Origin of the sequence: Metallosphaera sp. D4-4, from assembly GCF_046245145.1 — an archaeon.
Taxonomy (GTDB): domain Archaea; phylum Thermoproteota; class Thermoprotei_A; order Sulfolobales; family Sulfolobaceae; genus Metallosphaera; species Metallosphaera sedula.
Genome location: NZ_CP176412.1, coordinates 267,645 through 294,045, shown reverse-complemented (window position 1 = coordinate 294,045; position 26,401 = coordinate 267,645). Strand labels below are relative to the sequence as shown.

The following is a 26,401-nucleotide window of genomic DNA, read 5'->3' as shown; positions in this document are numbered from 1 at the left end:
ATTTTACTACTCAAAACTAGGATTAAACGGGGAATAATCTTTTGCCGAATGAGTTTTTGGTTGACAAGAGCTCTCTGCTCCAGGGCGTCACGAGGTACATAGAGAAGAACCTGATTAACGGAACGTTTCTAATTCATAGGGCCCTTCTTAGACAGTTGGAGCAAGAGTCCAAGCAGGGATTAGTCACCAGTGATATAGCCCTAGAGGAAATCGAGAAACTAAAGGAGTTATCCGAGAGGTATCTCTTCGCTGTGGAGTTGGTGGGAAAGGAGAATGGGGATACGGAACAGGAGCTTAGAAACTATTGCTTAGAGAGGGGATGTAACCTACTAACAGCGGACGAACTGACCAAGAAAATGGCAGACCTTCTGGGAATTGGAGTCACTTTCCTAGATCCCCTGCCTGAGCCCCTAACCATAGAGACCTTCTTTGACGAGTCTACCATGAGTGTTCACCTTAAGGAGGACGCTGTACCTAAGGCTAAAAAGGGGAAACCTGGGGACTGGGAATTCAGGATTATCAGGGACACACCCGTTACAGGAGGAGAAATAAAGAAGATTGTGTCCGAAATACTCAACTCCATAAGATGGACCAAGGGCTCGTTCATAGAGATCGAGAGGAAGGGCTCAACAATAGTTCAATTGAGCACTTACAGGATAGTTATAACGAGACCTCCCCTGTCCGACGGTTGGGAACTCACAGCTACAAGACCTGTAGCAAGGAAGAAGCTGGAGGACTACGCCCTGAACCCTGAACTGGTGAAAAGGCTGGAGGAGAGGGCAGAGGGAATACTCATCGCGGGTTCCCCTGGAATGGGTAAGACTACCTTCGCGCAGGCCCTTGCCGAGTATTACATGAAAATGGGCAAGATAGTTAAGACCATAGAGTCCCCTAGGGACATGCACCTTCCCTCGGACATAACCCAATACTCCAAGAATTACGCCGAGATTGGTGAACTCCACGACATACTCCTACTGAGTAGGCCAGATTACACTGTCTACGACGAAATGAGAAATGACGAGGACTTCAGGCTTTACATTGACCTTAGGCTAGCCGGAATAGGCATGATAGGAGTTGTCCACGCTACCACGGCAATAGATGCAATTCACAGGTTTTTGAACAGGGTTGACCTAGGAACTGTCCCAGGGATCCTGGACACCGTCCTCTTCATAAATAAGGGAACCGTAGAGAAGGTGTATAGCCTAGAGATGACAGTGAAGGTCCCAGAGGGTTTGAGAGAGGCTGACCTAGCTAGACCTGTGGTTCAAATAAAGGACTTCCTGAATGACAGGGTGGAGTATGAGATTTACGTGTTCGGCGAGCAAACCATGATAGTTCCAGTGGGTAGGCTTAACCTTAACACCTTGGAGAACAGAATAACAAGGGCAATATCAGGGGTCATTCCAGACGCGAAAGTCAAGAAGGAGAATGGAGAGTACGTGGTGGAGATTCCCAGGGAGGGCATCTCCAGCTTCAATAGAAAGATTAACACGAAGCTGAGAAAACTGGAGAAGAAGCACGGTATAAGGATCAGAGTAAAGCTACAGGATAAGGAGTCCTAAAGGAAAGTATCAAGTGTTTTACTGAACTTGGACTCCACATATCTGCTAAGCCCATCTATATCTATTCCCTTTTCTATAACCTCCTGAGTTGCGACGTAGTTACCTCCGTCAGTCCTCTTGAGGTCCTGAAACCTGATAAACTTGAGCATCTTAGGATTTTTCACGGCAAGGAATAGTTCTCCACCACTTCTTCTTGAGAACTCCATAATCCCATCAGCTTGTTCCCTTGTAATGTATACATGTCCCTCCCTTTTCCTGCTCTTTACCTCAATCAGGAGTATGACCCCCATCTTCAAGGCCACGATATCCGGGGCGGGATCCTTCCTCTTACTTCCACTTGCTGGTGATCTTATAACTGCGAAGCCCCTGTCCCTCAGAAGGGATAGAATATATCTCTCTACGTTAGAACCTCGAGCTTTCCTTTGGTTCACAGATTATAAAAAGAAATCTTAGGATTTAGGCCTTCCTCTCTCTATGATCTCCTTGAGCCTTCTACCGGTTTGCTCCTCAAGGCTCTTATCCATTTCCTCAAGGCCTTTACTCAGGGTGGGACTTCCTCTTCCGTACTCCTCAATCCACTCCTCTGCGAACTTTCCTGACCTTACCTTTTCAGCTGCCTCCCTAAGTCTCCTCCTAGTCTCCTCATTTATCACCTGTTTACCCACTGTAAATCCGCCGTACTTCGCTGTGTCCGAAACTGCCCTGAGCATTCCCATGAAGCCCTTGTCATATATCAGGTCAACAATCATCTTGAGTTCGTTGATGGTCTCGAAGTAGGCAACCTCCGGCTGATAGCCCATTTCCACTAACGTTTCGAAGGCCGCCTTCATGAGTTCCATTACTCCTCCCACTAAGATTGTCTGCTCTCCAATTAGGTCCGTTTCCGTCTCTTCCTTGAAAGTGGTCTCTATGGCTCCTGCCCTAGTTCCTCCCAAGGCCTTGGCTATGGCCAATGCCTTCTCCAGTGCCTTGCCTGAGTGGTTTTGGTGAACTGCAACCAGAACTGGCACTCCACCACCCTTGACGTAGAAATCCCTCACTATGGGACCAGGCCCCTTTGGTGCAACCATGTATACGTCAACGTTGCTGGGAGGCTCTATCAGTCTATAGTGGATATTGAAGCCGTGGGCGAAAACTAGGTCCATCCCCTCCCTCAGGTAGGGCTGAACCCTTTCCCTGTAAACCAGCCTTTGGGCCATGTCTGGAACCAGGAATATGACAACGTCAGCGTCCTTGACCGCATCCTCAGTTTTCTTAGGCGTAAAGCCATCAGCCTTAGCCTGTTCCCAGCTTTTACCTTCCCTTTCTAGACCCACAGTTACCTGAAGGCCGGAGTCCCTGAGGTTCAGAGCCCAGGCCCTACCTTGACTACCGTAACCAAGTACGGCTATCTTCTTTCCCTTCATGGGATCTAGAGTTGTATCCTTATCCGTGTAGATCTTTGCTATATGACTCACCCCAACTATAGCCTGTAATCTTAGAGTAAACTGGTACATAAACTATCATCTTTTCCTCATCGGGATTATCACTGATTTCACCCTTGTTGTTAAAGGAGTATGAAACAACCTTTCCCTCCTCAAGAACCTCAACTTTCTCCACGTCTACCATCTTGCTGAGGTTCAGAATCGCAAGGTTAGTGTTCTTTCCTTCCTTTACCTCCATGTAGATCTCGTATAGCCCCTCCTCATTAACCCTCCTAGCATTTATCCATTCCACGTCTACCCATAGCTTCCTGAGGGTCCCCATCACTCTCTCAAGGAATCCTGGGTCCCTATAATAACCCGTTACCCTAAGTAGCCTTCCTTGGGTCACGCACTATCACCTGTTTAAGTTTTCCTCCTGGAGGTAGGGTAGGCAAAGCCAACTCTTCCTTATCTATTGGAACCCTAATCACCGCGGGGATATTCTCCTTTATGGCCGTCTTAATGGATCTCTCTATTTCATCATAGCTTGTGGCATTAAATCCTAGGGCTCCAAAGGCCTCAGCGAACTTCACGAAATCGGGGGAAGGTCCGTAATCCACTCCCACTACCCTCCTGCTCTGGAAGAGATCTTGAACCTGCCTGACTAGGCCTAAGGTTCTGTTATCGAATATCACTGATATGATGGGGATATGTTCATCGACAGCAGTGGCGAGGTTATTGGCAGTCATGAGGAAGGATCCATCTCCGTCAAGGTCCACGACTACCTTATCAGGCCTAGCCATCTTGGCACCCATGGCTGCTGGTAGTCCAAAGCCCATCGTCCCCATTCCTGTGGACGAAAGGAAGGTCCTGGGCTCTAGGACCTCCCAGAAAACCTCTGACCACATCTGATGCTGTCCCACACCCGTGGTCACTATGGAATCCCTAGGAATTGAGTTCCTTATGGTCTTAAGGATCTTCCAGGGTTTTAGCTTTCCGTCCTCCTCGTGATAGTAGAACTGGGCGTAGTAGTCCCTCAATTCCTTGACTCTCTTAACCCATGCGGAGTTGTCCCTCTTTCTTCCCAATTCCCTCACAGCCTTGATTATTTCCCTCAAGAGGACCTTGGCGTCCCCATACATGGGAACGTCTATCTTGAAGGCTCTCTCCGAGTCCGTAGGATCTATGTTAATCATGATGAACTTCTTCCTTGTCTCAATCATCTCATCGTAAGAGGTAAACGTTCTATCGCTTAACCTAGCTCCCACCACTAGCATGGCATCGGACTCGAGGGCAGCCATGGAGGCCTCTGCCCTTCCATAGTATCCCATAGCCCCCAGGAACAGAGGATGATCGTGAGGAATTGCAGACTTACCTGGTAGTGTTGAAACCATGGGAATGGCCAAGAGCTCAGAAAGTTCTAGGATCTCGGGAGTAGCGTTGGACCACACTGCCCCAGTTCCAGCTAGGATAATTGGCTTCTCGGCCTCCACTAAAATCTCCGCTGCCCTTTTAATCTTTACTGGATCTATTATTGTTCTGAAAGGTCTATAACCCTTGACCTCTGGCCTCTCTGGCCACTTTACGTCCTCAATCTTTTCCAGTTGAATGTCCCTAGGAATATCTACTACTACCGGACCTGGTCTTCCCGTAGAAGCTATGTAAAAGGCGTTCTTGATCCAGATGGGTATTTCGTAGATATTCTTGAGTTGTACCACATACTTGGCGGCGTTGGCAAAAATCCCAGGAGTGTCTGCCTCCTGGAAGGCCATCTTTCCAATAACTGGTCTAACCACCTGACCTGTGAGAGCCACTACTGGAGAGCTATCCCAGTACGCTGTAACCATTCCCGTTACTAGATTTGTGGCACCAGGGCCTGAAGTTGCTGTGCACACTCCAGGTCTTCCTGAGGCCCTAGCAAATCCGTCCGCAGCGTGAACTGCAGCTTGTTCGTGTCTCATTAACACGTGCCTGAGCTCCCCATTCTGAAGGTCCTCGAGAAAGGCGTCATATATTGGCATATTGGTTAGACCAGGTATTCCGAAAATTACCTTGACTCCCTCTCTTTTGAGAGAATCAACTACTAATCTAGCACCTGAGGGCATACAAAATCACCTTCATACTTAGATCTAAATAACGACGAGAAAGGCAAGAAACTCTTGAGAAAGTTTTTAGACTTGGAGGGTATAACCACCGATCATCCTTATCACGACCATATAGGAAAGAATCAAGGTTTTTAAACTTTATTATGATGTATTAACTTTAACAAGATTAGATATTGTTTTCTTAACAATTGCTCATGTCTGACTATTTTCCAATTTTGAGATTATCTCGAGGTGATCGTTTATGTCTTTCCACATTTCGAGGCATTGAATTCTCCCTAGGTAAAGCCACACATTACCGAAATGTGCCCTCCTATCATCGACAAAGAGAATCTCCTCGGGTCTAAATCGAATACCGCTCTCAGCAAACTTCCTGAGGATTTCCGCGATCATTATGAACTTGAACGGAAAATCCCTGGAGACTACGACGTCGAAATAGCTGTCGAGTTCTAGAGCTTTCAATACCTTTTCCGTTTTATGGGGGAAGTTCCAAGTGGCCATAGCAATCTTAACGTCTTTTCTTTTCAACTCTTCCAGTGTTTTCCTAACATTGGGGAAAAGCTTGAGCGTTCTTCCTTCGCTATCCCTTAGGATATCTCTCTCTGGTAAATGAAAAGGTTCCTCAAACTCTGAGATATTGTAGTGATCCCAGAGGGTTTTATCGGCATCAAATATCACTAGTTTTATCATGTTTTAAACCCGGAGGTTTAGTATAGTAAGTTATCTTACCCTCATGGTAGTCCCTTATAAGTTGAACTGAAGCCTGATCTATGTTGGGTTCCCTATCCGTCTTGTATATCCAGCCCCTCTTTAGGGCTAGCTTCTCCAGGAAATCTAGGGGAGATGAGAACTCTATCTTGTAGGCAAGGGTTAGGGAATCGGGGTTAAATCTAGTGATCCTCTCAATTAGTTTAATTGCCACCTTCACGGGATCTTCCAGATCCTCAGGCCTGCTCCCGCGCAGAGCCCTCTCGAAGGGATCCCCATCTGGAGGTATAACGCCAGGGGAATCTATGGCGTATATCCTTGAGTCTATTCTCACGAGCTGAAGGGATTTCGTGAATCCAGTAGACATGGGGACAGAGGAAGTTGAGGTGGCGTGCCTACCCTTGAGTGCATTTATTACGGATGACTTCCCTGTCTTGGGATAGCCCACAACGCCAACTACGCCCTCCCTACCTCCGAGGAGTTCCTTAACTGAGTTCCTTAGAATTTTGGTCCCTTGGTGTTCCCTTGAGGATACGAACACAGAGCGAAGACCCCTATCCTCAAAGTATTCCTTCCACCCCTTGAGAATCTCCAGGGGAACGAGGTCGGCCTTATTGATGACGAGGAGAAGTTCCTTACCCGACCGAAGGATCATCTCCTCGATCCTCCTAGACCTAGTCAGCTCAGGCTCCCTCGAGTCTAGAACCTCCATGACTACGTCTGACTTGGATATCACTGATTTTAGCAACTTCAGCATTTGCTTTATTTTGGGTGTTCCCCATTATAACGTATGTCAGTGAACTTTGCGCCTTTTGACGAGGGAGAGGTCACCGGTTACCTGGACTACCAGAGCTCAACTAAGTCTGCCACCCTGGGCAACACTCTCAAGGATTACTCCTTCTCCTTCTATGCGGAGGATAAACCTGTCAAGGGATACCTTCTAGTGATAACGGAGTCCCCTCCAGACTACGTTAAATGGAGGCTGTGGCTAAACAACTTTTCGCTCACGAAGGAATTCAAACCTAACCTAAGTTACGTCACGGATGAAAGGAAAGAGTTGCACTTTCACATTTTTGACGTAACACATCTCCTGGCAAAGGGGAAGAACGAGCTTACCGTGAACTACAACAGTGCTCGTCCCCTCACCATAAGGCTTGCAAATGCGACCATGATAGTGAGATCTGACGGGTTCTTCACTAGGTATTCCCTGAGGGCTGGTCTGCTTCAGCTCAAACCGGGTGAGGCAATGGAGCTGAAGTCCATGGGGAGGAGCTACCTAGTGGTCAGGAGCAATTCAAGGGGAAAGGTCAAGATATCCAACGGCAAAAGCCAGGAGGATATGTTGGAACTTGGGCATGAATGCGAGGAGATAGATGCCGAGGGCGACTTCGTGAGGATTCTCAACTCCAACGAAGGGCAAAGGACCGTTACCCAGATTCTGCTTCATTACTCTTACGCGTCTCAGACTCCTCGCCTCGATTTCGATTTGATTCCAGAGCTGTCTGGTAATAACCTTCAAATCAGAATAGTAAATAAGGGCGACGTCGATATTGAGAGGTTGACCTTGATCGTTATGCTTAATGGAGTAACTGTGGGCTTCAGGACCCTTAATGACTTGTCTAGAGGAGGAGAGACAGAATGTGTTATCCAGATACCTGCAAAAAAGGGTCTGATCTATATTAGGAGCGTAGGTATGAGGGCAGGTTTAAGGAAGATAGTGGAAAAGGAATTGAAAAGGGAGACTGCCTAGTGCAAAGGCCACCATTCCTAGGAAGGCTGATCCCTTGAGAAGGGATCTCGCCTTGGACGCTCCTTCTTCCGAGGTCTCCGCTAGAACCGCCTTTGTTGTAATATAGAGGAACGGCACAAGGACTATGCCGTAGAGAATGTTATACCCTAGAAACAGGGGTAGAGGGGATGTCACCTCTGTTATTATTAAGGCCACCCTAGCTACTCTCCACGCACTCGCTATCCCCCTGGTCGTGGCGAGAGTATTAACGTGGTTGGCCAGATCCCCTCGATAGTCCTCAATACCCTTAACTATCTCCCTGGACAGGGTGAGAAGGAAGGTGTAAAGCACAGGAATCCAGATTCTTTGAAGCCAGTCTCCTTCGTGATAGGATAGACCTCCATAAAACAAGGAGAGCGCCGTTGCCGTTGCAACTACCAGGTTACCGTATATCCCAGTCCTTTTCAAGTCCCTAGCGTAGAAAATCAGAGCCACACTGGTGAGCAGTGCAACTAGAAATTGGAGGTATCCCTGTAACGCAGAAAGGATTACGCCCACCCCCATTAAACCGTAAGAGAGGGAGGTCGCAGTCCTTAACGATACGGCCCCCGAGGGGATAGGCCTGTCGGGCTTGTTAATCCTGTCTATCTCCACGTCATAAACGTCGTTAATTGCATTACCTCCAGCATCAACCAATGCGACCACTAGAACTGCAAGGATGAGCTCCGTGGGGTCTATCTTCCACATGGAGGAAGCTACGTAACCTGTAAAGGCACCTAGTCCCGCGCCTATCACGTTGTGTATTCTTACGAGCTTCAGGAAAGGGTTCAAGTTAAAGTTAAATCCCTAGTGCGGAAAATAAAACTACGGCATGTCGGATTCTAGGGAACTGGAGATTGCTAAGAAGTACTTCCAGACCAACCTCTCTGTGGGGGAAATAGTTGCAGTAAGGGACCTAAAGGGTCTAGGAATAAGGGAACCCGAAAGGGTTATAGCGGAGTTGATAAGACAGGGTATTATAGTTAGGGGAGAGGGATGCTATAACTTTCGAAGAGAGAAGAGGAAGGAATGAAAGTCAAATTCCTGGTTCACACTCAGGGTTTTCCCGTTCATGAACCTCAGGGAGGTTAGCCCCAATCTCCAGGTCTTCTCAAGAAGGGAAGTAATTGTGTATTGCCTACTTATCTCCTTTCTCAGTCTATTAAAGTTCGAGAAATCCTCCAGCAACTCGGCTATTCCGAAGATTCCTCCTCCAGTGAAGGTTTTGATGAGGCCAGTTCTATCCCCTATTGCAGGTATGGGTGTGGGCGTAGGTTTAACCCTGGGAATTGCACCCCCATGCACGCTTAGAACCCTTCTCTGAAGCTTAGGGACAAAGGGCCTGGGATCGGATCTAGATAGTGCCCCCACCAGTGTTCTATCGGGGAGAGGGACTATCCACCCGAAACCTGCGGGATTCCTGGGATCCAGGGTAACTACTATCTCCTCCTGGTTGATTGGCTCCATTACATACTCTATGGCCTTAACCCAATTTGCCTTTCCCTTCCATCCTGACGCATCATATACCTTTCCACGGTACACGGAACTCCCTACCACAACTTCATCCATTCCCTTTATCACAGCGTCAACTGGTCTTATCACTCCAAGGTCGGAGTCCAGCCATCTCTCGAGCCTCTCCCTTCCAAGCCTGACGAAATCTCCCCTTATATATATCTCCACTGAGTTGTAAACTACCCTTATCTCCTTGAATTCCCTATCTAGAAATTCCTTGGAGACAGAAAGCTTCTCGAAGGTGTTCCTGCTCACTATTCCAGTGCACTGCTTTCCGGGGCTTCTTCTCCTATCAAAAACTTTCGGATCCCTATCCCTTAACCTGTGGGCCAATAGGAGTCCAGCTATACCTCCTCCTACTATTAAAACTCCGATGACCTATCAGCCTCATTAACATTGAACCTTTTGGCTTTAAGTTCTGTCACAATGTAATTGAAGGCCTTTCTTGGATCGGTGTGGCTACCACAGGAGTAAACGTCAACAGTCGCGAAATTATGCTCAGGCCAAGTATGTATGGTGACGTGGCTCTCGAGGACTATGGCGACAACGCTAACGCCCTCCCCTATCTTCCAAGCCCTCACGTCCAGCAAAGTCATGTTGCCCTCCTTTGTTGCTTGCACCGCTATCTGCTTTAGCTTCTCAGAATCCTTGAGTATCTCAGTGTCGCAGTCATAAAGGTTACCAAAGACTTCCTTGCCCACAACTCTTGGTGTACCCCTTAATTCAACCCCCATCATGTTTTGACCCCCCATTTATATACCCCCTATACGTTATTATATTTAAACTTAACCAACTCTACCCGGGGGGTTAATAAACTCTTCACGTTCATTTAGTAATGAAGACTTTTAAACCCTGTTTATCGGTAACATTGAAATAGTCAGAAATTTAACGGGGAGAGCAATAAAGTGAGGTATTGATGTAATTTGACTATAAGAAGAATTGTCCTAGATGTCCTCAAACCCATAAGGGGTTCGTCCATTGTGGATTTGGCCGAGAGACTGGACAACTTGGAGGGAGTAGATGGAGTTAACATAAGCGTTTCGGACATGGACGTTGAAACCATGGGGCTTATGGTAGTGGTCGAGGGCGAGGATGTGGACTTTAAGGAGGTTCAAAACATTCTAGAGGAGGAGGGCTGTGCAATTCACAGTATAGACGAGGTTGCCAGTGGTAAAAGGCTTGTGGAAGGGAGACGTGGTAAATGAAATGCGATAACTGTGGAGTAAGGGAGGCAGAGGTATTCCAGCCCCACACGGGGAAAAGGCTTTGCAGGGATTGTTTCCTGTCTGATGTGCAGGAGAGAGTAGCGAGGGAAGCAAAGAAACTGGGAGTAACCTCGGTCTCAAGGGTTCTCATAGCTGTCTCAGGTGGAAAGGACAGCCTTGTGCTGGCTGATACGCTATCGAAGGTGATGGACCCAAGTAAGTTAATAGCCTTCAACATAGTTGAGGGCATCCAGGGGTATAACAGGGAGGATCAGGTCAAGGAACTTTATCATTACTTGAGGGACCTAGGAATAGAGTTAATATCAACCTCATTCAAGACCTCGGTTGGCTACTCCCTTGATGAGATGGTTAGCTCCTCAAGGGCTAGGGGGTTGAACATAGCTGCCTGCACGTTCTGTGGCGGGTTTAGGAGGAAATTAATAAATCAGGCTGGGAGGGATGTGAAGGCCGACCTTGTGGCTACAGGCCACAACCTAGATGACGAGGCCCAGACTATTATCATTAACCTACTTCGCGGAGATGTTAGGAAACTAATGAGGGTTGGGGAAAGCCCCCTCAAGTTAAGCGATAAATTTGTCATGAGGGTAAAACCCCTCAGGAAAATATACGAATGGGAGACCACGATGTACGCGTTCTTGAAGGGTTTTAAGTTTCAGGAAGTGGAGTGCCCTTACATCTCGGCGAGACCTACCATGAGAGCTAAGGTGAGGGACCTCATGTACGCCTTGGAGGAGAAATCACCGGGTTTCCTCCTCAGGTTGGTGGAGAACTTCGACAGAATTGGAGAAGAGGTAAGAAGGGAGAGCAAACTTACCACCCTTCCCACATGTAAGATGTGCGGTGAACCAACGAGCTTCGGAAGAGAATACTGTAAGAACTGCGAACTTCTCATCTCTGCGGGACTTAGACCAGTTAGCTCATGACTAGAAATACTTTCCAATATCGTAGTATCTCTCCCTTACGCCCTTTCTGAGGTTTGCCACAATGGCCATAGCGAAAAGCATCGAGGATAACCTGTTGAGATACACGATGGTGGTCTTGTTCGCGATCTCGAGCTCCTTCGAGTACTTTACGGCGTTTCTCTCAAGCCTTCTCACTACGGCCCTAGCCACGTGAAGTGATGACGCTTCCTCCGATCCCCCAGGAACCACGAAAAGCTTCACTGGACCGCTCTCCTTTCTATATGCTACGGTTCTCTCCTCAAGCCATTTCACTTTCTCCATGGTGATTTTCTCAGAACCGGTGCTCCAGTCCTCTCCCAGGGCAAACAGGTCAAGCTGAACTTTCTCCAGATCAGCCCTCATGTCATCCCAAGGAAGGCGTGAAATTGCTAACCCAATGAAGGAGTTAGCCTCATCAACATCTCCAAGGAAATTAACTAGTGGAGAATCCTTCCCGATTCTACCCTTGGGTACAGAAGTCTCTCCCTTATCTCCAGTCCTTGTGAACATTTAATAAACTTAAAAAAGTTGTTCTTAAATAGGTTTTGGTGATTACGATTCCATCGCACGAATTCACAGATTTATTGAATGAAATCTCAAAGAAATGGCAAGAGGAGTGGAGCAAGAACAGGATATTTGAGGCTGATCCCAAGGATCAGAAGAAGTTCTTCACCACTGTCGCGTTTCCCTATCCTAACTCTCCATTTCACCTGGGACACGGTAGAACATACGTAACGGGTGACGTTTACGCTAGATTCATGAGGATGAAGGGATATAACGTCCTCTTCCCAATGGGCTTTCACTTTACTGGTACCCCGATCATAACCATGGCAGATGACGTGGCGAAGGGTGATAAGGACCTACTCGACATATTTCAGAACATTTACGAGATACCAGCTGACGTTATACCCAAGTTGTCCGACCCGCTCTTCATGGCGAATTACTTTAAGGAAGATATCAAGGCAGCCATGAGGGAAATAGGTTTATCCATAGATTGGAGGAGGGAGTTCACCACAATAGACCCACAATTCTCAGCTTTCATAGTGTGGCAATTCTCCAAGCTACAGAAGAAAGGTTACGTGGTAAAGGATACCCATCCCGTGGGTTGGTGTCCCGTTCACAACCTCCCCGTTGGAATGCATGATACCAAGGGAGACATGGAACCTGAGATTGGAGAGTACGTTGTGATATTCTTCGAGAGTAAGATGGGAGCACTTGCCGCTGCGACCCTAAGGCCTGAAACCATTTTTGGGGCAGTAGCAGTTTGGGTAAACCCTAAGGCAACGTACACGGTTGCGGAGATTTGGGGTAAGAAGGTAATAGTCTCGGAGAAGGCCGCCGAGAAGTTGAAGTTCCAGACTGACGTGAAGGTGCTCGAAAAGGTCAGCGGATCGGACCTTCTGAAGATCGTGGCGATAAACCCCATTACGGGGAAGGAGATTCCAATCCTTCCTGCAGATTTCGTGGACCCCACAACTGCCACGGGCGTCGTTATGAGTGTTCCAGCACATGCTCCCTTTGACTACTTCTACCTGAAGAAGGCCAAGGTTGGCATAGAACCCATACCCGTGGTCGCAGTTGAGGGACAGGGAGATGCTCCAGCAAAGGATCTAGTTGAGTCGTCCCATCCCAAGAACGACGCTGATCTCAAGAAGCTCACTGAACAGCTGTACAGGTTGGAGTTTAACAAGGGGCTTATGAGGAGCGACATACTCAGGTTAGTGAAAGACGAGCTCAGGGCTGAGCTTTCAGTGGTAGCGGGAAAACAGGTACCTGAGGCCAGGAAGATGGTCACGGATATCTTGATTCAGAGGAAGGCTGGCACGAAGATGCTGGAGATAATGAACAAGCCCGTGTACTGCAGGTGCGGTAACGAAGTGGTTGTTAAGATTCTTCAGGACCAGTGGTTCTTGGATTACGGCAACCCCGAGTGGAAGGCTAAGGCTAAAAAGCTCTTGGACAGCATGAGGGTAATCCCCGAGGAGACCAGGAAGGACTTCGAATACGCCCTCGATTGGTTGCAAAAGAGAGCCTGTGCAAGGACAAGGGGACTAGGTACCCCTCTCCCCTGGGACAAGAAATGGATCATCGAGAGCCTATCCGATTCCACTATCTACATGGCTTACTATACCCTCTCCCACAAGATAAAGGAGTTCGGACTTCATCCCTCTCAACTCACTGAGGAGACCTGGGATTACATAATGCTGGGAGAAGGCGACGTCAAGGCCATATCGGAGAGAAACAAGATAGGAGTAGATGCCTTACAAGAGTTGAGGAGACACTTCACCTACTGGTATCCGCTTGATCTAAGGCATAGCGGTCCTGATCTGATCCCCAACCACCTGAGCTTCTTCATATTCAATCACGCTGGGATATTTCCTGAAAACCTCTGGCCAAGGGGCGTTGCCGTAAACGGCTTCATCCTCTACGAGGGGAAGAAGATGAGCAAGTCCCTGAGGAACATAGTTCCGCTGAGGAAGGCCATAAGAACGTATGGAGCAGACGTGATAAGGATAGCCCTTTCCTCTCTGGTTGATATGAGCTCTGACGCTAACTTCACCGAGGCAGGGGCCAGGGCAATCGCAGACAACCTGAAGAGGTTTTACGAACTGATGCAGATGCAGGATGGCTCCACGATTGATGGAACTCCTGAGAAGTGGCTGAGATCGAAGTTACACAGGCTAGTAAGAGACGTCACTCCGCTCATGGAGTCCATGAGGTTCAGGGAGGTGATAAACGAGCTGCTCTTCAACCTATCATCTTACATCAACGAATACCTAGAAATGGTGAGGTCGGAGTCCAGGGAGTACAATAGGGATGTGATCAGGGAGGTTGTGGAGACCTGGACAAAGTTAATGGCCCCCTTCGCCCCTCACCTTACCGAGGAGATGTGGCATCAACTGGGGCATAACACCTTCCTGTCCTTAGAGAGTTGGCCAACCCCAGACAATAGCAAGATCAATGACCAGATAGAGTTGGAACATGAGTATCATAAGCTGTTAATAGAGGACATAAGGGCAATACTCAACGTGTACAAGGGTAAGCCTTCCTCCGTCCTATTATACGTTCACGACGGGAGTCTGAATCAGGTCGTGAAGAGCGCTCTGGACGTGCTGAACAGTGGAGGGACAATGAAGGACTTCATGCAGAAGAACACGCCAAAGAGCAAGGAGGAGGCAAGGGTACTTCAGAGGATCATGCAATACGTGACGGAGATGCCGGAGACCGTGAAGAAACTAATCTACTCTAACGTCAATGAAATGGAAGTAACGAGAAAGGGAGTGCCACTTCTGAGGTATAAGCTGAACCTAGAGATTGAGGTTTTGGCCTACACTCAGGAAGTGAAGCAGAAATTAAACAAAGACGCTTTGCCCTACAGGCCAGCAATACTCGTGAAGTAATTAATAAAACGATTGCTTAACAATTTCAATCAAATTTCTTCTCGCCCTCAACTTGCCTATCCTGATTAGAAAGGCTATTTCTTCCCTTACCTGTTCCTTGGGCATGTTCAGCTTCCGTGAGGCTGCCTCCACAAGCTCACCCATCAGTGCTGTCCCGCCGAAATCCTCAAGAACCGAGAGGACACTTGATTTCTCGTAGTTCACGTCCTCCACTCCAGTGTTGGTTACCTTGAAGAGAAACTTACTACCTTCACCAACCGCCATGAAGATCCCGTCGTTTATCCTTGTCACCTTTAACTCCCTGGCCCCTGGCAGTCTGAGATGCCTACTCGAGGTAACAAGGAGGTAATTGGGGGGAACTTCAGCCTCAGACATGGCGTCGAATACCAGGTTAACTGACTTGGGAGTGCACCTCAGTTCCACGGAGAAGGGGGCAATATTCCATTTTACCCTATCCTCGTTCACTATACATACTTCCTCCCCCCTCTGTGTAAGGAGCCTTGCTAACGACAGCGTTACCGTAAGGCTAGCGGTGTAATAATATGAGACAAGAAGGTGCTTTCCTGAAGCTAACTCCTCGAGAAACATGTGATGGAAAAAGCTTAAAACAGGTTAAAAACTATTCCTCCCGAGGGATTCTTATTGCACCAACCGATGTAAAGGACATTATATACCCATGGTTAAAGGAGGCAAAGGAGTACGATTTCTCGGATATCAAGGATGGGATCAGGCTACACCTGAATGAGTCCCCCTATCCGCCTCCCGATTTCGTCCTAGATGCGGTAAAGAAGTATTTAATTCAAGGGAACAGGTATCAGCATCCAGATCTAACCAAGAGGTTTAAGGAGCTCGCTGCCGAGTATAATAAGGTTGAACCTGGGGAGATCTTTCCAACACCTGGTGGAGACGGAGCCATAAGGTCAGTGTTCCTTAATCTCTCCATGCCTGGGGACAGGGTCGTGTTGAACTATCCCAGCTACAGCATGTACTCGGTCTACTCTTCCTTTAGGGGGTTGAACCAGGTTAGGGTTCCCCTTAGGGAGGAGGGAGAGTGGTGGAAGGAGGACTGGGAGAAGTTAGTTACTGAGGCCAGAGACGCTAGATTGGTGGCAATAGACGACCCCAATAATCCAACTGGCTCCCCCATGATCATGGGGGACGAGCAAAGATTGAGGGAACTGGTGGAGTCGACCAAGGGGATAGTCCTTCTTGACGAGGCATATTACGAGTTTTCGGGATACACTGCCTCAAGGCTGGTGTCTAAGTATCCGAACCTCATGATTGTGAGGACCATGAGTAAGGCCTTCTCTCTTGCCTCCTTTAGGGTGGGTTATCTCATAGCTAACAGGGATGTGGTAAAGGCCCTCGAGAAGGGATCCACGCCCTTTGACGTTGCTCTTCCTTCTCTCATAGCTGGCATAACCGCATTGGAAAATCCAGGTTACGCACACAGGATTGCTCAGGAGATCTCGGAGAACAGGGAAGGATTATACCAGGGATTAATTTCCCTCGGCGTGAAGGCTTACAGGTCAATTACCAACTTCCTCTTGTTTAAACATTCAGCGGAGCTGGTCGAGCCCTTGATGAGGAAAGGGATAGCCATAAGGAACCCAGTAAAGGGATTTTATAGGGTATCAGTTGGGACAAAAGAGCAGTGTAATTTGTTCCTAAATAAACTGGGTGAAGTACTTGAAAATAGCGATACCAAACAAAGGTAGGTTACAGGGTCCGGCCCTCCAGTTCCTGAACTCCGTGGGAATCAAGCCAATGGCCAATGACGACAGGGCCCTTATGGTACCCACCAGCTGGGAAGGAGTCCAGTTGGTAACCATAAGGACGGAGGATATACCCAACATCGTGGAGACCGGAGCGGTAGACCTTGGAATAACTGGGTTAGATTACGTGATGGAGTCCGGGGCGGACGTTGAGGAACTGGTTAAGCTGGATTTTGGGAAATCTAGACTAGTTTTAGCCGTTCCCATGTCCTGGAACATAGAGGATCCAAGGGATATGCCCAAGAACGTGAGAATAGCCACAAAGTATCACAACATAGCCAGAGCTTACCTGGAGAGAAAGGGAATTGAGGCGAGGTTGGTGAAGATTAGCGGGGCTGCCGAGATAATGCCGTCCCTAGGAGCAGCAGACGCCATCATTGACGTGACCAGCACTGGAACTACCCTGAAGCTTCACGGCCTCAAACCCATTGACGTAGTGAGCGAGAGTTATGCAATGGTTATCGGAAACAAGAACTGGATGAAATCTGAGGAGGCTGACAGAATAAACCTAGTACTAACCATGATGAAAGGTGCCCTCAGTGCTAGGGGGAAGAAAATGATTTTCATGAACGTGGATGACGTTAACCTTGAGGCAGTGGTCTCCTCGCTTCCCGCGATGCTAGCTCCAGCGGTCTCTAAGTTGAGTAACTCGAACGCCTGGGAAGTTGTCACTGTGACTGACGAGGAAATGTTGCCTGAAGTCATAGCCAAGGCCAAGACGGCCGGTGCAAGGGATATTGTAGTGGTTAACATAGAGAAGGTGATAAAATGAAGGTGGTCCCAAGCATCGACATCAGTAAGGGAATGGCAGTGAAGAGGGTAAGGGGAAGGGAGGGAACTGGACTAGTTCTAGGTGATCCCCTTAAGATAGCAGAGGAACTAAGGAACATGGGTTACACCTCTGTCCACCTAGTGGACCTGGACGCAGCGGAGGGAAAGGGTGATAACGTGGAGGTTATAGAGAGAGTTATGAAGGATTTCTCAGAGATCTCCGTTGGTGGAGGTATCAGGGACAGATCTAGATTGGAGAGATTCCTTTCGTCCGGAGCAACCAAGGTTGTCATGTCCACCCTTGCCTTTACTAAACCTGACACTTTCAGGAGGGTCGTGGCAGGGTACGAGAACAGGGTACTGGTGTCTGTGGATTACTGCGAAAGAAAGGTTCTAATCAAGGGCTGGAACGAGTCTGCCATGTCCTTTGAGGAGGCAATCTCTCACGTAAATTCCCTAGGGGTGAGGGGTGTGATCTTCACATACGTTTGCAACGAGGGAACCCGAAACGGAATAGATCCTGAAATAGGGAGGTACGTCAACCTTGTTCAAGGGGAGAAGGGATACGCCGGTGGAATAGGCTCAATTCAGGACCTTCAGGAACTAGATAAGATGGGGTTCCATTTTGCCATAGTGGGTATGTCGCTCTATGCAGGAGTTCTTAGGGGTGTAACCAGTGTCTAGGTATGTTGAGAAAGTCAGGGAAACCAAGGAGACTAAGGTCCAAGTGAAGCTGGAGCTAGACGGAGAGGGAAAGGTGGAGATCAGAACCCCAGTTCCCTTCTTTGACCACATGCTTCACTCCATGCTCTTTTACATGAAGGTCAACGCCACTATCCTAGGAGAGGATAAGCAGGGTTACGACGATCATCACATAGTGGAGGACGTTGGAATAACCCTAGGTCAGGCCATCAAGGATGCGTTGGGAGACAGGAGAGGGATTAAGAGGTTCTCCAGTGCTGTGATTCCCATGGATGAGGCACTGGTTCTGGTGGCAGTGGACGTTTCAGGAAGGGGATACGCATCTACTAACCTGGACTTGAAGAGAGAGAAGATAGGAGATCTATCCACCGAGAACGTGGCTCACTTCTTCTGGTCGCTTGCAACCAACGCTGGGATCACGCTACACGTGAGGAAACTTGATGGGGTAAACGAGCACCACATAGTTGAGGCAGCCTTCAAGGGAGTGGGACTTGCCCTGGGAGAGGCATGCTCCATTCAGGGAGAGGGGATCAGGAGCACGAAGGGATCACTATGACCACAAGGAGAATAATAGCCTGTCTTGACGTTAAGGACGGAAAGGTGGTCAAGGGAGTCAGATTTCTCGACCTGAAGCTGAAGGGTGATCCCGCTGAGCTTGCCTCTAGGTATGAGGAGGAAGGTGCGGACGAAATAGTGTTCCTCGATATATCAGCCACGGTGGAGGGAAGGAAGACCCTTCTAGAGAAGGTGAGGGAGACAGCAAGCGTTCTATCCATTCCCTTGACTGTGGGAGGAGGAGTGAGGACTGTTGAAGATGTGTCCAACCTGTTGTCTAACGGAGCAGATAAGGTTAGTCTCAACACGGTCGCGGCGGAGAACCCCTCAGTGGTTTCAATGGCTTCGCGGGAATTTGGAGCTCAGGCCGTGGTAGTGGCCATAGACGCCAAGAGGGTTGGAAATGGCTGGAGAGTCTTCGTGAGATCTGGGACCAAGGACACAGGCTTAGACGCGGTGGACTGGGCTAAACGCGTTGAGGAAATGGGAGCCGGAGAGATCCTTCTCACTAGCATTGACAGAGATGGAACCAGGGATGGCTACGACCTAGAGCTCACCGAGGCCGTGGTTAGGGCCACCAAGGTTCCTGTAATAGCCAGCGGAGGAGCTGGAAAACCCGACCACTTCCTTTCCGTGTTTAGGCAAGCTGGAGCAGACGCAGCCCTGGCAGCGGGTATATTTCATGATGGGGTAATCAGGATACGCGAATTGAAGTATTATTTAAAAGATGCAGGAATAGAGGTGAGAACGTGATAAAGAGGGAACTTCCAACAAGGAGAGTGCAGTCTTTCTCTCAAGTTCTAGATAAGGTAAACGAGATAGTGGAGAAGGTTAGGAAGGACGGAGATAGGGCATTGAGGGAATTTGCCCTACAGTTTGACAACGTTAAACTTGAGGAGCTCGTCCTAAGCGAGGAGCAAGTGGCCAACGCAGCTTCCAAGATTAAGCCTGAGGTGAAGGGAGCCATAGATGAGATCTGGGACCAACTGGTTTCGTTCCACGAATTGATAAAGCCTCCCAGTCTAGGCGGCGGGAGCAAGAACGTTGAATACGGAGTCCTTTGGAGACCGCTCGAAAGGGTCGGGATTTACGTCCCTGGAGGGAAAAAGTCCTATCCGTCTACCCTTATGATGGCCGGTATACCTGCTAGGATAGCGGGAGTGGAGGAAATTCATGTGGCCACCCCTGTGAAGGGAGAAATAGATCCTGCCATAGCTTACATTGCCTTCAAGTTAAGGGTTAAGAGAGTTTACCCTGTGGGCGGAGCTCAAGCCATAGCCGCTTTGGCCTTTGGAACAGAGAGCGTGACCAAGGTGGATAAGATTGTGGGACCCGGGAACGTGTACGTCCAGGCCGCTAAGTTCATTGTGAGTCAAGAAATTGGAATAGACGGTATTGAGGGACCAACTGAACTCGTGGTAATCGCTGATCAAACCTCAGATCCAAGGAGTATTGCCCTAGATCTTATGGCCCAGGGGGAGCATGGCTCCTCATCTCTTCTAGTGCTCATGTCCAATTCCGAGGAACTCCTAAACAAGGTTGCCGAGCTTCTTAACGACGAAAACGAGTACTACCTTGTGAAGACGGAGAACTTGGAGACAGCGATAGAACTCGCAAACAAAATAGCGCCAGAACATCTATCCCTTTACACTTCAAGGTCTAGGGAGCTTCTTCACCTGGTTAAGAACGCTGGTGCTATTACCCTTGGAAACACGCCTCCTGCACTCATTGATTACTCTGCTGGACCCGACCACATACTCCCGACCAACGGTTGGGCTAGATTCAGGGGAGGGGTTACGGTTTACGACTTCCTAAAGCCCGTTTCCTATGTGAATGCCGAGAAGGTCGACAAAAAACTAGTCAAGGCAGCAGAGATACTCGCAGAGTATGAAGGGTTTAAGCATCACGCCAAAAGTATAGGTGTTAGGTATGACTGACGTTCTCGAGGAGTTATCAGGTATTATAGCTCAAAGGCTTAGGGAGATGCCGGAGGGAAGCTATACGGCCTCCCTTGCTAAGAAGGGAAAGGGGTATGTGGCCAGGAAAGTGGGGGAAGAGGCCGTTGAGGTAGTCGTGGCATCGCTCTCCGAGGGAAGAGAAAGGGTAGTAAGCGAGACGGCAGACCTCATCTATCACCTTCTAGTCCTCCTTGCCATGGAGGGGATATCCTTGGATGAGGTAAGAGATGAGTTGAGGAGGAGAATGAAATGAGGGCTATCGTTCTCAACTACGGTGTGGGAAACCTGTTCAGCATCTCCGCAGGCCTAAGGAGGGCCGACTTTGAGGTGGAGATCTCGCAGGAACCTAAGGAGGCTGATCTCATTGTTCTTCCTGGAGTTGGGGCCTTCTCAGCTGTGGGAAACTTCATGAGAAAATGGGAAGCTACCCTGAACGACCTTCGACGAAGAGGAGTTAGATTTCTGGGGGTTTGTCTGGGCATGCAAATCATGTTTGAGGAGGGAAATGAGGGCGGTAAAACCAGAGGTCTGGGTTGGTTACCTGGCCAAGTTGACCTGATTAGGGAAGCTCCGAAGCTACCCCACATAGGATGGGATAGCCTCAAGGAACGGAGCCCCTGTATACTGTCGGAGGGACTTGATGGGAAATATGCTTACTTCGTTCACAGCTACGTGGCCTATACGCCTCATCCTCCAGCCATGACTAGCCGTTATGGGGTAGAATTTCCAGCGCTAGTGTGCGATGACGGAGTGGCGGGAACTCAGTTCCATCCAGAAAAAAGTGGAGAAACTGGAAAGATCTTTTTCAATAACCTGAGAAGGTGGCTAAAAGCATGAAGATGGATAGGGAAACTGCGGAGGCCATTGCGTCGAAGTTGAACTATAGACATGAAATGAACACCGTGATTGCTGTTCTACAAGACGTGGAATCCAAGGAAGTACTCATGGTGGGCAACATGAATAGGGAGGCAGTGGTTCTAACCCTGACCACTGGCCTAGTTCATTTCTGGTCCCTTTCCAGGAATAGGTTATGGCTAAAGGGGGAGACATCGGGGAACTTCCAGTACCTCCAAGACTTCAAAATAGACTGCGACGGTGACGCTATTGTAGCTATGGTTAAGTCAGGAGGGCCCGTATGCCACACCGGCAACAGGACCTGCTTTTATAGGGATTCCTCCAATTTTCTGAAGGAGTAGGAATTTTATTCTCTTCAAACATTTAGAAATAGATGGTTTTTAGGAAAAAAAGAATAAAACCTTCGCTAACAATGTATTGTGATTGACATGAGTACACAAACAGTTAACAAAGAAGAGTGGACTAAGAAACTGATGGAAGCCTTGAAAGAGGTTTATGACCCAGAAATTCCAGTGGACATAGTAAACCTGGGTCTGATTTATGACCTAAAGATTTCAGATGAGGGAGATGTCTACCTGAAGCTTGGTTTAACTGCGCCTGGTTGCCCGGTGGTTGACGATCTCGTTTACACCGTGCAGGAAGTGGTAAAGGAGACCGTTCCGGCCAGGAATGTGGATGTAGACATAGACATGGAAACCCAATGGAGCCCCTTGAAGATGAGCTCTGAGGGAAGGGAGAAGTTCAAGAAGCTTTACGGTTACGATATAGTGGAAATGTGGATACAGACCTATGGCCTTCCAGAGGAGCAGAACGCGTCGCAGAATCAGGGATCCTGAACTTCTTTTAATTTCCCGTTAGTTTAGGTGGATAACCTTCACCCAACCGCCATAGAAGATAAAACCTCTTACCTTTTTATTGTGTTGTGTCCTGGAGTTTACTTGAGCTAATACGGAACAACCCAGATTCGTTAATGGAAAGCTTGAGAAAGAGGAATGTTAACCCTCAACTGGCAGAAAAGGCTGTGGAGCTTGACAAGAAATGGAGGGCCATACTCCAAGAGGTCGAGAAGCTTAGGCATGAACATAACGTGGTCAGTTCACAGATTCCGAGACTCTCGCCAGAGGAGAGGAAAAAGAAAATTGAGGAGGCGAGAAACCTACTCTCGATAATAGAGGCCAAGGAAAAGGAACTGAAGACGATAGAGGAGGAGAGAGATAACATCCTGAGGACTTTACCCAACGTGGTTCATGAGAGTGTGCCTGTCGGTCCAGATGATTCGTATAACGTTCCTATAAAGGTATGGGGTAAGTTCAGGGTATACGAAAAGGACGTCAACGAGTTCCTATCACAGGTTAAGGGTCTTAACCCGGATTACGAGATAATCAAGTTTAAGCCTGTGGGTCACGCTGATGAACTTGAGGCAGTACTCAAACTGGGTAATACAGCAAAGGCAGGGGAAGTTGCTGGATCCAGGTTCTACTATCTTTTTGAGGACGTTGCGTGGTTAGAACAGGCATTGATAGCTTACGCCTTGGACGTGATAACCTCGAAGGGTTATTCCCTGGTAATTCCTCCATACATGCTAAGGGGAGAGGTAATACAGTCAGTGATTGACCTAGACACTTTCAAGGACGCAATTTACAAGATCGAGGGAGAAGACCTTTACCTAATAGCCACCGCGGAACATCCCATAGCTGCGCTGTATTTTAAGGAGGAAATAGAGGCAGAGAGGCTCCCCCTCAGATATGTCGGCTTAAGTCCCGCTTTCAGGAAAGAGGCTGGGGCTGCTAACAAGGACCTTAAGGGGATATTCAGGGTTCATCAGTTCAATAAGGTGGAACAATTCATTTTCTCCTTACCTGAGGACAGTTGGAAATTCCATGAGGAACTGCTAGGCAACGCTGAACAGATATTTCAAGGTCTTGAGCTACCATATAGGGTGGTGAATATTGCCTCCGGTGATCTAGGAGCATGTGCAGCAAAGAAATATGATTTGGAGGTGTGGATGCCAGCACAGGCCAAGTTTAGGGAAATGGTGAGCTGCAGTAACTGTACGGATTGGCAGGCATTTAGAATGAAAATAAGGTTTGTGGACAGGAAGAAGAATAGAAAGGGATTCGTGCATACCCTGAATAGCACTGCAGTTGCTACAACTAGGGCAATAACTGCAATCCTTGAGAACAACCAGCTCGAAGATGGTTCAGTGGTTATTCCCAAGGTTTTAAGGCCTTATCTTGAGAGGTTCCAGAGAGCTCCTAAAGACTACATAACACCTAGAAAAAAGAGTTAGGCCTTCATCTGGCTCTCTAGCCAGGCCTCGACTTGCTTCATTCTTCTTTTTGCTACTCTCAGGAACAGCTTCAGCACCATTCTGACCGGGAAGTAGACTGGTCCCTTCATGTAGAAGCTATTCAATATATTTTCAGCCCAATATACGTCGTGCCAGAACACTCTCTTATACAGCTCAATGTGAGAGGGACTTAGCTGAATCCTTGTGAACCAGTCCTTGTTCTTGAAGTATCCCATGGGAACGAAGAACATAGGTACCAGAATGCTCCTGAAAGGCTTGAGATTATCCACGAGCTCTATTGTTCTTATGACGTCATCTTCCTTTTCCTCTGGCAAGCCAACTATCATGGTACCGGCTGGAATTATATTGTGCTCATGCATTATCTTGAAAGCTTCTGCTACTGTCTCAGGGTAGCTCTCGGGCTTGTATGGAGCTGACTTTGCTGGCATTATTTCCTTCGCTAGCCTCGGGGATCCAGTCTCAATCCCAACCTCTACTCCCAGGTAGTTCTGGGATCCGTTCTCATAAATTATCTCAGACAACTTCGAAATAAGGCCGTATTTCTCCTCAGAGAACCTTATGGCAGCTAAGCTTGCGTGGCTCCAAGCAATGGTCTTGTAGTACTTCTTAACCATCTTGTGAAGCTTTATCAATGGCTCAGGCCTGGGCAAGATACCCACTGCCCCGTAAAACAGGACATCATCGCTGTGAATAACCCCATGCCTAACCCCAGCCCTAACGTTCACCTGTAACTCCCTTTCTATCTTTTCCAGCGGATAGTACCTGGTGGGTCTTAGTGTCACTGAACAGAATCTACAGGACCTGGCACATCCTCTCATGATCTCTATGAGTCCATTAACGCTAGCCCCCTTAATGTCAGGGATGTCCTCTATCCCTGGGACGTCTTCTCCACTCACATACATGTACCTGGGGAGGTCCTCATTATCTAGGATCATCTGAGCCAGTTTTCCAATGACCCTTTCCGCCTCACCATCAACTAGGGTATCAATGCCTACCTTTTCTATCATGTCTTCCCTCCAAAGCCATTGCCACACTGACGGACCTCCAGCGATCATCTTCACGCCTCTTTTCTTGGCCTCCTGAACTTCGGGCTTGTTAATTAGCTCCTGGAAGCTCTTGTAATTCACCGGCTCTTGCTTGGTTATTCCCCACCATGTGGATGATGGTGGACCAAACGCGAAATAGTCGTGGTGCGAGAACATGAGAGCCTTGGCGTTTTTGAGATGGGGAGCTAGGTGATCTGGATCAATTATTGCTGCCTTAAACCCCTCATCTATGAGTTTCGCCTCAACCTTTCTCATCCCATAGGGGGCTTCCCACGGTCTGCCAATGTCATCTGTTTTCATTTTGGGACAGGCTAGCCACTTCCACGCAGATTCAGGGACACCCACTGCGGGCCCTGTTCCCAGAAATCCCAGGAACTCCTTACCGTGATGGTTCGTCATCAAACAGCGATCTGTGGTTAAGATGAAGTCGAAGTTCTCCATTTCCTCCCCCTCCTTACTCTAGGCTTTGGAGGAGCTTCTTCAGATCTGCGTCAATGTTGTTCCTATCTATCGTCTTGTAACCGCTTTCGTCAAGGGTCCATTCGTCTCCATTTGCTGTTTTACTTCTTCTAATCATAGTTACGGAAAAAAATCTCTCACCCTTCTCGTTCTTCACCTCTTCAATGAAAAGCTCCTTATTGCCCTTCCTCAGCAAATATTTGTTCGTAGTTTCCGAAATTCTCATAAGTCAATGAATAATGAGATTGCTAATATAATGTTTACGGTGTTAAAGTAGGATATCAAGGGTCATCGAAGAAGCTAAATATTTTATAACATTTAATATTACATAATAAAAGTATTATTCCAAAAGCATGGTATAATTCATATCTCCGTAGAGTGGCCTGTGAAGATAACATGTTGATGATGGAAGAAGGTTGGAGACTGCCCCTATTCCTCTTCGTGCTCTTCCGAACCCTCTAATTCATCCCTCAACAAATCCAGGCCAATTTCCTTATAGTACTCCTCCCTCTCCTGCTCCCATTCATCGTCTTCTCTCCTTCTACCTTCCTTCTCGCTTACGATGGACGTAGTTAACACTTTCCCGGACTTGGACTTATCCTCCTTTATCTGATATGCTTTCCTCGTCTTTTTATCCAATGGTTCCTCATATCCGCACTTCTTACATCTCAGGATTTCCTTGTCACCCTTCTTCGCAGGTAGCATTATACCTCCATCCTTTGGACAGAACTTCAATCAAAACACCATATATTAGGTAAGCCCTAGGATTCCTATTTAAGGATTTTGGGGATACGTGATTTTCATAGAATTTAGATTAATATAAAGAAAAGAATAAAATAGTACAACATTAGTCTAAATCTTAACCCTTGGATCCTCCTTAACCGCATTGAGCACAATACTTGTGTAGGTCCTTTCCACTTTGTTGTTCTTTAGAAGCTGTTTCAGGAAGACGTCAAGATCCTCTACGCTTCTGAACTTTGCAATTAATACCACGTCATATTCGCCAACAACATCATAGACTGCGACAATGTTATCTGTGTTAGCGATCTCCTTTTCAAATTCCACGAGATACTTTCCGTTCACCTTCACCATGATAATTGCGGAAAGCGAATACCCAAGCTTTGTGTAGTCCACGAGGGCAGTGAATCCCTTGATTACTCCCTCCTGGACAAGTCTGGTAAGCCTGTTATGGAGTGTAGCGGGGGATACACTCATCTCCTCGGACAGCCTCCTAAGGCTGACTCGAGAATCCCTTAACAGCTCAATAAGAAGCCTCCTGTCAACTGTATCCAGCTCAACTTTCTTTCTTCCACCGTTTGACATGAAACCCTCCGCTCTTTATGATT

General features: G+C 47.9%; 32 protein-coding genes. 17 read left to right on the top strand and 15 right to left on the bottom strand.

The features are described 5' to 3' along the window. Nucleotides 1-56: 56 nt before the first annotated feature. Nucleotides 57-1,562 (top strand): PINc/VapC family ATPase, encoded by a 1,506-nt coding sequence (locus tag ACI49J_RS01775; RefSeq protein WP_144418788.1) that lies wholly within the window; start codon nucleotides 57-59, stop codon nucleotides 1,560-1,562. Here ACI49J_RS01775 and hjc read toward each other — a convergent pair. From hjc to ACI49J_RS01745, 6 genes are all read right to left on the bottom strand, one after another. Next, complete coding sequence (gene hjc / locus ACI49J_RS01770; RefSeq protein ID WP_012021853.1) at nucleotides 1,559-1,993, bottom strand: Holliday junction resolvase Hjc; 435 nt, start codon at nucleotides 1,991-1,993, stop codon at nucleotides 1,559-1,561. The genes ACI49J_RS01775 and hjc overlap by 4 nt on opposite strands. A gap of 18 nt (nucleotides 1,994-2,011) precedes the next feature. Next, nucleotides 2,012-3,019, bottom strand: a complete 1,008-nt coding sequence (gene ilvC / locus ACI49J_RS01765; protein ID WP_012021854.1) for a ketol-acid reductoisomerase — start codon at nucleotides 3,017-3,019, stop codon at nucleotides 2,012-2,014. Next, nucleotides 2,988-3,374 (bottom strand): ACT domain-containing protein, encoded by a 387-nt coding sequence (locus ACI49J_RS01760; RefSeq protein ID WP_012021855.1) that lies wholly within the window; start codon nucleotides 3,372-3,374, stop codon nucleotides 2,988-2,990. The genes ilvC and ACI49J_RS01760 overlap by 32 nt, the downstream gene beginning before the upstream one ends. Next, nucleotides 3,352-5,070 (bottom strand): acetolactate synthase large subunit, encoded by a 1,719-nt coding sequence (locus ACI49J_RS01755; RefSeq protein WP_012021856.1) that lies wholly within the window; start codon nucleotides 5,068-5,070, stop codon nucleotides 3,352-3,354. The genes ACI49J_RS01760 and ACI49J_RS01755 overlap by 23 nt, the downstream gene beginning before the upstream one ends. 192 nt (nucleotides 5,071-5,262) lie before the next feature. After that, nucleotides 5,263-5,757, bottom strand: a complete 495-nt coding sequence (locus ACI49J_RS01750) for a magnesium-dependent phosphatase-1 (RefSeq protein ID WP_012021857.1) — start codon at nucleotides 5,755-5,757, stop codon at nucleotides 5,263-5,265. Beyond that, nucleotides 5,735-6,532, bottom strand: coding sequence for a GTPase (locus tag ACI49J_RS01745; RefSeq protein ID WP_012021858.1), 798 nt, complete (start codon nucleotides 6,530-6,532; stop codon nucleotides 5,735-5,737). The genes ACI49J_RS01750 and ACI49J_RS01745 overlap by 23 nt, the downstream gene beginning before the upstream one ends. Before the next feature lie 33 nt (nucleotides 6,533-6,565). Between ACI49J_RS01745 and ACI49J_RS01740 the strand changes: the two genes are divergently transcribed. After that, nucleotides 6,566-7,525, top strand: a complete 960-nt coding sequence (locus tag ACI49J_RS01740; RefSeq protein ID WP_012021859.1) for a hypothetical protein — start codon at nucleotides 6,566-6,568, stop codon at nucleotides 7,523-7,525. Here ACI49J_RS01740 and ACI49J_RS01735 read toward each other — a convergent pair. After that, nucleotides 7,481-8,335, bottom strand: a complete 855-nt coding sequence (locus ACI49J_RS01735; RefSeq protein WP_012021860.1) for a UbiA family prenyltransferase — start codon at nucleotides 8,333-8,335, stop codon at nucleotides 7,481-7,483. The genes ACI49J_RS01740 and ACI49J_RS01735 overlap by 45 nt on opposite strands. Before the next feature lie 40 nt (nucleotides 8,336-8,375). Here ACI49J_RS01735 and ACI49J_RS01730 point away from each other — a divergent pair, with 40 nt between their 5' ends. Then, nucleotides 8,376-8,576, top strand: coding sequence for a DUF6995 domain-containing protein (locus tag ACI49J_RS01730; protein ID WP_012021861.1), 201 nt, complete (start codon nucleotides 8,376-8,378; stop codon nucleotides 8,574-8,576). Here the strand turns inward: ACI49J_RS01730 and ACI49J_RS01725 are convergent. Both ACI49J_RS01725 and speD read right to left on the bottom strand, forming a co-directional pair. Continuing rightward, nucleotides 8,543-9,388 carry an NAD(P)/FAD-dependent oxidoreductase gene (locus ACI49J_RS01725; RefSeq protein ID WP_012021862.1) on the bottom strand — a complete coding sequence of 282 codons (846 nt, stop codon included), beginning with the start codon at nucleotides 9,386-9,388 and terminating at the stop codon, nucleotides 8,543-8,545. The genes ACI49J_RS01730 and ACI49J_RS01725 overlap by 34 nt on opposite strands. A gap of 29 nt (nucleotides 9,389-9,417) precedes the next feature. Then, complete coding sequence (speD, locus tag ACI49J_RS01720; protein ID WP_048060360.1) at nucleotides 9,418-9,792, bottom strand: adenosylmethionine decarboxylase; 375 nt, start codon at nucleotides 9,790-9,792, stop codon at nucleotides 9,418-9,420. 186 nt (nucleotides 9,793-9,978) lie between these two features. Between speD and ACI49J_RS01715 the strand changes: the two genes are divergently transcribed. Together ACI49J_RS01715 and ACI49J_RS01710 are read left to right on the top strand one after the other, a co-directional pair. Beyond that, nucleotides 9,979-10,260 carry a DUF211 domain-containing protein gene (locus ACI49J_RS01715; protein WP_012021864.1) on the top strand — a complete coding sequence of 94 codons (282 nt, stop codon included), beginning with the start codon at nucleotides 9,979-9,981 and terminating at the stop codon, nucleotides 10,258-10,260. Continuing rightward, entirely contained in the window at nucleotides 10,257-11,204 is a 948-nt protein-coding gene (locus ACI49J_RS01710) for a TIGR00269 family protein (protein WP_012021865.1), read from the top strand. Before ACI49J_RS01715 ends, ACI49J_RS01710 begins: the two co-directional genes overlap by 4 nt. On the opposite strand, the gene ACI49J_RS01705 is transcribed toward ACI49J_RS01710, so the two are convergent. Continuing rightward, the gene (locus ACI49J_RS01705; RefSeq protein ID WP_012021866.1) at nucleotides 11,205-11,732 is read right to left on the bottom strand and encodes a cob(I)yrinic acid a,c-diamide adenosyltransferase; all 528 of its coding nucleotides are present in this window, start codon (nucleotides 11,730-11,732) and stop codon (nucleotides 11,205-11,207) included. 74 nt (nucleotides 11,733-11,806) lie between these two features. Between ACI49J_RS01705 and leuS the strand changes: the two genes are divergently transcribed. Then, the gene (leuS, locus tag ACI49J_RS01700) at nucleotides 11,807-14,623 is read left to right on the top strand and encodes a leucine--tRNA ligase (protein WP_012021867.1); all 2,817 of its coding nucleotides are present in this window, start codon (nucleotides 11,807-11,809) and stop codon (nucleotides 14,621-14,623) included. Here leuS and ACI49J_RS01695 read toward each other — a convergent pair whose 3' ends face one another. Next, the gene (locus ACI49J_RS01695; protein WP_080512778.1) at nucleotides 14,624-15,211 is read right to left on the bottom strand and encodes a hypothetical protein; all 588 of its coding nucleotides are present in this window, start codon (nucleotides 15,209-15,211) and stop codon (nucleotides 14,624-14,626) included. Between ACI49J_RS01695 and hisC the strand changes: the two genes are divergently transcribed. The 11 genes from hisC to serS all read left to right on the top strand — a co-directional run bounded on the left by hisC (nucleotide 15,166) and on the right by serS (nucleotide 23,529). After that, nucleotides 15,166-16,341 carry a histidinol-phosphate transaminase gene (gene hisC, locus ACI49J_RS01690; RefSeq protein ID WP_012021869.1) on the top strand — a complete coding sequence of 392 codons (1,176 nt, stop codon included), beginning with the start codon at nucleotides 15,166-15,168 and terminating at the stop codon, nucleotides 16,339-16,341. The genes ACI49J_RS01695 and hisC overlap by 46 nt on opposite strands. Next, nucleotides 16,313-17,170, top strand: coding sequence for an ATP phosphoribosyltransferase (hisG, locus tag ACI49J_RS01685; RefSeq protein WP_012021870.1), 858 nt, complete (start codon nucleotides 16,313-16,315; stop codon nucleotides 17,168-17,170). Before hisC ends, hisG begins: the two co-directional genes overlap by 29 nt. Then, the gene (gene hisA, locus ACI49J_RS01680) at nucleotides 17,167-17,853 is read left to right on the top strand and encodes a 1-(5-phosphoribosyl)-5-((5-phosphoribosylamino)methylideneamino)imidazole-4-carboxamide isomerase (protein ID WP_012021871.1); all 687 of its coding nucleotides are present in this window, start codon (nucleotides 17,167-17,169) and stop codon (nucleotides 17,851-17,853) included. The genes hisG and hisA overlap by 4 nt, the downstream gene beginning before the upstream one ends. After that, a complete protein-coding gene (gene hisBd, locus ACI49J_RS01675; protein WP_012021872.1) occupies nucleotides 17,846-18,427 on the top strand; it encodes an imidazoleglycerol-phosphate dehydratase in 582 nt (193 codons plus the stop codon). Before hisA ends, hisBd begins: the two co-directional genes overlap by 8 nt. Continuing rightward, nucleotides 18,424-19,179, top strand: coding sequence for an imidazole glycerol phosphate synthase subunit HisF (hisF, locus tag ACI49J_RS01670; protein WP_240253869.1), 756 nt, complete (start codon nucleotides 18,424-18,426; stop codon nucleotides 19,177-19,179). Before hisBd ends, hisF begins: the two co-directional genes overlap by 4 nt. Continuing rightward, nucleotides 19,176-20,363, top strand: coding sequence for a histidinol dehydrogenase (hisD, locus tag ACI49J_RS01665; protein WP_240253866.1), 1,188 nt, complete (start codon nucleotides 19,176-19,178; stop codon nucleotides 20,361-20,363). The genes hisF and hisD overlap by 4 nt, the downstream gene beginning before the upstream one ends. Continuing rightward, nucleotides 20,356-20,637, top strand: a complete 282-nt coding sequence (hisE, locus tag ACI49J_RS01660; protein WP_012021875.1) for a phosphoribosyl-ATP diphosphatase — start codon at nucleotides 20,356-20,358, stop codon at nucleotides 20,635-20,637. Before hisD ends, hisE begins: the two co-directional genes overlap by 8 nt. Beyond that, on the top strand, nucleotides 20,634-21,221 hold the full coding sequence (gene hisH / locus ACI49J_RS01655; RefSeq protein WP_012021876.1) for an imidazole glycerol phosphate synthase subunit HisH: 588 nt from the start codon (nucleotides 20,634-20,636) through the stop codon (nucleotides 21,219-21,221). Before hisE ends, hisH begins: the two co-directional genes overlap by 4 nt. Before the next feature lie 2 nt (nucleotides 21,222-21,223). Continuing rightward, nucleotides 21,224-21,580 carry a phosphoribosyl-AMP cyclohydrolase gene (gene hisI / locus ACI49J_RS01650; protein WP_048060361.1) on the top strand — a complete coding sequence of 119 codons (357 nt, stop codon included), beginning with the start codon at nucleotides 21,224-21,226 and terminating at the stop codon, nucleotides 21,578-21,580. Nucleotides 21,581-21,667: 87 nt separating this feature from the next. Further along, nucleotides 21,668-22,075, top strand: coding sequence for a metal-sulfur cluster assembly factor (locus tag ACI49J_RS01645; protein ID WP_012021878.1), 408 nt, complete (start codon nucleotides 21,668-21,670; stop codon nucleotides 22,073-22,075). Between the two features lie 86 nt (nucleotides 22,076-22,161). Further along, nucleotides 22,162-23,529, top strand: a complete 1,368-nt coding sequence (gene serS, locus ACI49J_RS01640; protein ID WP_012021879.1) for a serine--tRNA ligase — start codon at nucleotides 22,162-22,164, stop codon at nucleotides 23,527-23,529. On the opposite strand, the gene ACI49J_RS01635 is transcribed toward serS, so the two are convergent. From ACI49J_RS01635 to ACI49J_RS01620, 4 genes are all read right to left on the bottom strand, one after another. After that, nucleotides 23,526-25,037, bottom strand: coding sequence for a radical SAM protein (locus ACI49J_RS01635; RefSeq protein ID WP_012021880.1), 1,512 nt, complete (start codon nucleotides 25,035-25,037; stop codon nucleotides 23,526-23,528). The genes serS and ACI49J_RS01635 overlap by 4 nt on opposite strands. Nucleotides 25,038-25,050: 13 nt before the next feature. After that, nucleotides 25,051-25,281 (bottom strand): hypothetical protein, encoded by a 231-nt coding sequence (locus tag ACI49J_RS01630; protein WP_012021881.1) that lies wholly within the window; start codon nucleotides 25,279-25,281, stop codon nucleotides 25,051-25,053. A 203-nt stretch (nucleotides 25,282-25,484) separates the two neighbouring features. Further along, a complete protein-coding gene (locus ACI49J_RS01625) occupies nucleotides 25,485-25,760 on the bottom strand; it encodes a DNA-directed RNA polymerase subunit M (protein WP_230842430.1) in 276 nt (91 codons plus the stop codon). A 147-nt stretch (nucleotides 25,761-25,907) separates the two neighbouring features. Next, the gene (locus ACI49J_RS01620) at nucleotides 25,908-26,378 is read right to left on the bottom strand and encodes an Lrp/AsnC family transcriptional regulator (protein ID WP_012021883.1); all 471 of its coding nucleotides are present in this window, start codon (nucleotides 26,376-26,378) and stop codon (nucleotides 25,908-25,910) included. Nucleotides 26,379-26,401: the final 23 nt, after the last annotated feature.